Origin of the sequence: Profundibacterium mesophilum KAUST100406-0324 (assembly GCF_009835145.1) — a bacterium.
Taxonomy (GTDB): Bacteria; Pseudomonadota; Alphaproteobacteria; order Rhodobacterales; family Rhodobacteraceae; genus Profundibacterium; species Profundibacterium mesophilum.
Genome location: NZ_APKE01000103.1, coordinates 1 through 319, shown reverse-complemented (window position 1 = coordinate 319; position 319 = coordinate 1). Strand labels below are relative to the sequence as shown.

Here is a 319-nt window from a genome sequence, read left to right as displayed (position 1 = left end):
CACGCGAGCTGGGTTTAGAACGTCGTAAGACAGTTCGGTCCCTATCTGGTATGGGCGTAGGATATTTGAGAGACGCTGCCCCTAGTATGAGAAGACCGGGGTGGATGTACCTCTAGTGAACCAGTTGTCACGCCAGTGGCACCGCTGGGTAGCTATGTACGGAGAGGAGAAACGCTGAAAGCATCTAAGCGTGAAACCTCCCTCAAGATAAGATATCCCACAACGTTAAGTTGGTAAGGCTCCTTCGAGATAAGAAGGTTGATAGGCCAGATGTGTAAGCCGTGCGAGCGGTTCAGCTAACTGGTACTAATAAGCCGAG

Annotated in this window: 1 rRNA gene; it reads left to right on the top strand. The window is 51.1% G+C overall.

Going from position 1 to position 319, the window contains the following annotated elements:
- Positions 1 to 319: ribosomal RNA gene (locus tag PMES_RS16435) — 23S ribosomal RNA — on the top strand; the annotation flags it as partial.